Here is a 275-nt window from a genome sequence, read left to right on the forward strand (position 1 = left end):
GGACGTGGACGTGGTAGCCGCGCCCGCCGGAGAAGACGACGGTCACGTCCTCGAACGCGAAGTCGTCGTCGAGGAAGTCCAAGAGCCGAAAGAGGGCGTCCTTACACGCCGCCAGCATCTCGGGGTACGAGGTGGTCTCGGGGTCGACGCCGGGGAGGTGGTCGGCGTCTAAGTCGAAGACGAGGTCGGCGTTCCGCCACCCCTTCTGTCCCATCGTCGCAGCCCCCGGCTCGTCGTAGCGCGCGGCCGAGAAGTAGGCGTGTCGCGGCGCGTTG

General features: G+C 68.4%; 1 protein-coding gene. It reads right to left on the reverse strand.

Annotation, left to right across the window (positions count from 1 at the left end):
* Nucleotides 1-275, reverse strand: a 275-nt coding sequence (locus tag EXE44_RS19045; protein ID WP_274595406.1) for a DNA primase small subunit domain-containing protein, incomplete at both ends; no start/stop codon positions are given.

The sequence above is a fragment of the Halorubrum sp. SS7 genome (assembly GCF_005435055.1).
In the GTDB taxonomy this organism is placed as follows: Archaea; Halobacteriota; Halobacteria; order Halobacteriales; family Haloferacaceae; genus Halorubrum; species Halorubrum salinarum.